This window comes from Actinomadura sp. KC345 (assembly GCF_004348515.1).
Classification (GTDB): domain Bacteria; phylum Actinomycetota; class Actinomycetes; order Streptosporangiales; family Streptosporangiaceae; genus Spirillospora.
In genome coordinates, this window is sequence record NZ_SMKH01000451.1 from 1 (window position 1) to 4556 (window position 4556).

The 4556-nt window shown below is 73.9% G+C and carries 5 protein-coding genes; 2 read left to right on the forward strand and 3 right to left on the reverse strand.

All coding sequences use genetic code 11. The features are described from left to right. Positions 1–135: 135 nt before the first annotated feature. Positions 136–324, forward strand: coding sequence for a DUF5302 domain-containing protein (locus E1281_RS37825; RefSeq protein ID WP_131884511.1), 189 nt, complete (start codon positions 136–138; stop codon positions 322–324). A 171-nt stretch (positions 325–495) separates the two neighbouring features. After that, the gene (locus tag E1281_RS37830) at positions 496–1692 is read left to right on the forward strand and encodes a hypothetical protein (RefSeq protein ID WP_131884512.1); all 1197 of its coding nucleotides are present in this window, start codon (positions 496–498) and stop codon (positions 1690–1692) included. A 32-nt stretch (positions 1693–1724) separates the two neighbouring features. On the opposite strand, the gene E1281_RS37835 is transcribed toward E1281_RS37830, so the two are convergent. The 3 genes from E1281_RS37835 to E1281_RS37845 form a co-directional block, all read right to left on the reverse strand. Continuing rightward, positions 1725–2363, reverse strand: a complete 639-nt coding sequence (locus tag E1281_RS37835) for a pyridoxamine 5'-phosphate oxidase family protein (RefSeq protein WP_131884513.1) — start codon at positions 2361–2363, stop codon at positions 1725–1727. Positions 2364–2455: 92 nt separating this feature from the next. After that, positions 2456–3478: an MBL fold metallo-hydrolase gene (locus E1281_RS37840; RefSeq protein WP_243717782.1), complete on the reverse strand. Its 1023-nt coding sequence runs from the start codon at positions 3476–3478 to the stop codon at positions 2456–2458. Positions 3479–3594: 116 nt separating this feature from the next. Continuing rightward, the gene (locus E1281_RS37845; RefSeq protein ID WP_131884515.1) at positions 3595–4542 is read right to left on the reverse strand and encodes a hypothetical protein; all 948 of its coding nucleotides are present in this window, start codon (positions 4540–4542) and stop codon (positions 3595–3597) included. Positions 4543–4556: the final 14 nt, after the last annotated feature.

A 4556-nucleotide genomic window follows, 5' to 3' on the forward strand; every position in this document is an offset into this window, starting at 1 on the left:
ACATAGGAGAGATCGTTCTGCATTGACCGGTTGATGGTGAAAACTCCCCGGCTGATCTTGGGGGCGGGGTGCTGCTGACCGCTCACCGGCGGGTATGTGAGGCTGGGGGTGCCCCTAAGAGAGCTGGAGGTCCGCATGGCCGACTCGTCAGGAGAACCAGAGGACGGCGAGAACGACGTGAAGCGCAAGTTCCGGGAGGCCCTGGAGCGCAAGCGCGGATCGGCGGGCAAGAACGCCGGCACCGTCGGCAAGAGCGGCTCGAAGGTGCGCGGCAAGCACGACCGCGCCGATCACCAGCGGCAGTTCCGCCGCAAGAGCGGCTGACATGCCGCCCGGTCGTTGACCCCCGCGCGGAAGGCGCGGGGGTCGCCTCCTTCCGGAGGGCCCACCGCCGGTCGACCTGGACGACCTTCGCATTACCGCCGAAATCGGGGCGGTCCTTTTGGTGATGATCGGCCGTTGCGGGCCGGGGGCCCGGCGCTCACCCTCGTGGGCATGCTCCCGAGAATCCGCCGGAGACGCGCCGGCCTCCTCGCCCTCACCGCCGCCGGCGTGCTCACCGGCTCCGCGCCGCCCGCCGCCGCGGACACCGCCCCGCGATGGTCACCCGACCTCGCCGCGATCGGCGGCGACGACGTCAACGTCCGCCATGACGGCCGGGCCCTGCGGCTCGGTTCCGCCCGCACCGGCCCCGCCGCGCTGCACGACGCCCAGGCCACGGGACAGCTCCTGCTCGCTCCGAGGGACCTCGCCGAGCCCGTGAACCGGGTGCGGGCGCGGGTGGACGGCGGCGGGTCGGCCGCCGTGGACGTCCGGGCCTGGCGCGGCGGCTCCTGGACCGAGTGGTATCCGGCCGGGGCCGCGCTGCCGTCCGCGTCCACGCGGATCCAGGCGCGGATCGTGCTCGCGCAGAAGGCGGGCGCGCCCGCGCCCGCGGTCTCGGGCGTGGAGCTCACCGCCGCCCGTGTCGCGGCCCCGGCCCCGTCTGCGGCGGCCGCCGCCGCCCACCGGGTCTTCGCGACGCGCGAGGGCCTGGTCGGCGCCACGACGGCCAACGGCCATGTGATCACCGAGCGGGACCACTTCGTCGCGCTGCCGTCCCGCCGCGGCCTGTCGCCCAAGGGGACCGGCGACTACTCCGTGCGCGTGTGCACGGACAGCGGGAGCCGGTGCGAGTACGCGCCCGTCTGGGACGTCGGCCCGTGGAACACCCGCGACGACTACTGGAATCCCTCGTCCGTCCGCGAGATGTGGAAGGACCTCCCGCAGGGCACGCCGGAGTCGCAGGCGGCCTACGAGGACGGCTACAACGGCGGCAAGGACGAGTTCGGCCGGACGGTCCTGAACCCGGCGGGCATCGACCTCGCGGACGGAACGTTCTGGGACGGCCTGGGGCTGACCGACAACGCGTGGGTGAACGTCACCTACCTGTGGACCGGCACCGGACCCAAGGGAGTCGTCGGCGCCTCCGGCGCGCCGGTGACGCTCCGCTCGTCGGCGAGCGAGTCCGCCGCCGCCACGGGCACGGCCGCCGACCACGCGAACGTCGTCGTGGAGTGCCACGTGCGGGGCGAGAACGTCACCGGCACCTACGGCACGAGCGACCTGTGGAATCGCATCGGTCCCGGCCACTTCATCCCCGACGTCTACCTCGACACCGGATCGGACGACCCGGTCGCGCCCGCCTGCTGACCGCGGGCCGCCGCGTCGGCTCCGGTAAAGCGTCAGCTCCGGTACAGCTGCTTCTCGTAGTTGGCCTCGCAGTAGTACCGCTCCAGTTCCTCCACGCTCTCCTTCGCGTACCGGAGGTCGCCGACGATGCGGGCGTGCGAGGGCAGCGTGTCCGGCTCCCAGGTCTCGGGCCGCCAGAGCTTCGAGCGCATGAGCGCCTTCGCGCAGTGGAAGAAGATCTGCTCGACGTCCACGATCATCGCCAGCGCCGGGCGGTGCCCCTTGACGACCAGCTCGTCGAAGAACGGGGCGTCCCGGACGAGCCGGGCCCGGCCGTTGATCCGGAGCGTCTCCCCGCGCCGGGGAACGAGGAACAGCAGCCCCACGTGCGAATTGCTCAGGATGTTCAGGAACCCGTCGGCGCGGCGGTTGCCGGGGCGGTCCGGGATGGCGATCGTCGTGTCGTCGATGACGTGCACGAACCCGGGCGGGTCGCCCTTGGGGGAGACGTCGCAGTGTCCGTCCGCGTCACTGGTGGAGATCAGGCAGAACGGCGAGCGGGCGAGCCATTCGCGGTCCCAGGCGTGCAGCGTGACGCGCTCCTTGTCGACCGCGCGGGGCATCGGCGCGCCGAGGAGCTCGCGCAGTTCTTCCGGGGAGGTGATCGTGGCGGAGTCGGGGGCGAGCGTCATCGGCGCTCCTTCCGGGAGGGAACCGGAAGATCAGCCTAACCGGGCATATTTCACCCCGGTACCGCCGGGGGCGCGGTCCGTTGCGGACCCGGTCAGTTCTTGACCGCGTACCTGCGGACGCCGGCCTCGTCGTGGGAGTCCAGGACGCCGCGGTCGGCGAGGACGTCGAGGTGGGCGTCGATCTCCAGGACGGCCAGCATCCGGCTGAAGGCGTCGAGATCGCCGAGTGCGCGCTTCCGGCGCGTCCAGGGCATGGCGGCCGCGACCTCGAAGGCCGTCGTGGCGCCCGCGCGGACCCGGGCCGCGGCCTCGTCGAGGCGCTCGGCGTGGTGCTCCAGCAGCTCGTCGATTCTGGTGTGCACGCTCGGCTTCACCGGGCCGTGCGCGGGCAGCAGCAGCGTGTCGGGCATGCCGCGGACCAGCCGCAGCGACTCCAGGTAGCTGCGCAGCGGCTTGGGCTCCGGCTCGGTCTCCAGCCCGATCGACGGGGTGATGTGCGGCAGGATGTGGTCGCCGGCGAACAGCAGCCCGGCGTCCGCGTCCCGCAGGACGATGTGGCCGCGCGTGTGGCCCGGTGTGGCGAACACGTCCAGGCCCCGCCCGGGCAGGTCGATGCGCTCCCCGTCGTCCAGCCAGCCGTCCGGCCGGGTGTACAGGACGTCCCGCTCGGAGCTGTCGACCGGCGCTCCGGCGATCTCGTCGGCGAGGGCGCCCGCCCCGCAGCGGCGCAGCAGTTCGACCTGCCTCGGGTGCAGGCCGGCGCCGGTGTCGAACGCCTCGATCGACGGCTGCTCGCCGCGCCCGATCCGCACCCGCGTCCCGAACGACTCGCGCAGCGCGAGGGCCTGCGAGTAGTGGTCCCAGTGCGCGTGGGTGACGAGGAACTGCGCGACGTCGTCCAGCCCGTGGCCGAGGGCCCGGAGCGCGTCCTCCAGCGACGTCCGGGTGTCGGGCATCGCCCAGCCGGAGTCGACGACGACGATTCCGTCGGAGTCCTCGATGACGTACACGTTCACCGCGTGCAGCGACGGGATCGGGAGCGCGAGCGGGACCCGGTGCACCCCCGGCGCCACGAGATGCGCGCCCGGTTCGGTCCAGTCAGTCGGCTGCTCCACGACCGGTGCCGTCACCGCGCCGCCCCCTCATGCTGATCTCGCCGTTTTCGAACCAGGTTCTATTCGAACGTACTTCATGGGCGGCGTCCGGTCCGGCTCCGGGGTGGTGTGATCGGTCACCCGTGCCGCGCGTCCCGGTCGGCGGCCCGGCGCGCGTCCTGCGCGGCCTTGCGGGCCTCCCGCGCCGCCTCCTCGGCGCGCGAGCGGTTCTGCTCGGCGCGGTCGGCCCGCCGCGCCGCCGCGTCGCGGTCGGCGACCGCCCGCTCCAGCTCGTGCCGGAGACGCCCCACCGCGGCGGACGCCTCCTCGGCGTCCCGCTTCGCCGCCTCGGCCCGCTCCCGGCGCTCGGCGAGCTTGCGGTCCGCCTCCTCGGCGCGCCTGCGCAGGGTCTCCGCCCGCCGCGCCCGCGCCGCGCTCGTCCGCGTGACGTTCGACGCCGCCCGAGCTCGCTCCTTTCCCTTCGCGGGCGCCTTTCCCTTCGCGGGCGCCTTTCCCTTCGCGGGCGCCTTCGCCTTCGCGGGCTTCCCGGCGGCCGGCCTCTCTTGCGCCTCCGGCTCGGCGCGCTCCTCGCCGCCCTCCGGAGCCATGGGGAATCCGGCCGGGACGAATCCCGTGTGGCTGCGCGGCTGCGACAGCCGCCCCTCGCGCACCTCCTCGGCCGTGTCCGCGTCCACGGTGGCCGCCTGGAGCGTGTCCTCCACCTCGCGGACGGCCTGTTCGCGCAGCGGAGTGCCCGCGTCCGCCGCGAGCTCGCCCGCGGTGCGGACGAGAAGGCCGACGAGGCGGGCCCGGCGCTGCTCCAGGTTCCCGAGCCCGCCGCCCGAGTTCCACGCCGCGCGGATGTCGCGCCCGACGTCCAGCAGCGTCCCGAGGTCGCCGGCGGCCGAGCGGGCGAGGAGATTCACCGCCCACGCCGCCAGCGTCGGGCGCCGCAGCCCGCCGATCCGCCTGGCGAGTCCCCCGTCGCCCGCCGACTTCGCCTCCTGGGCCAGCCGCTTCCTGGTCGCCACGAAGTCGGACGGCTGGACGCCGTAGAGTTCGTCGGCCGCACTGGAGAAGTCCACGCCCTGTCCCTACC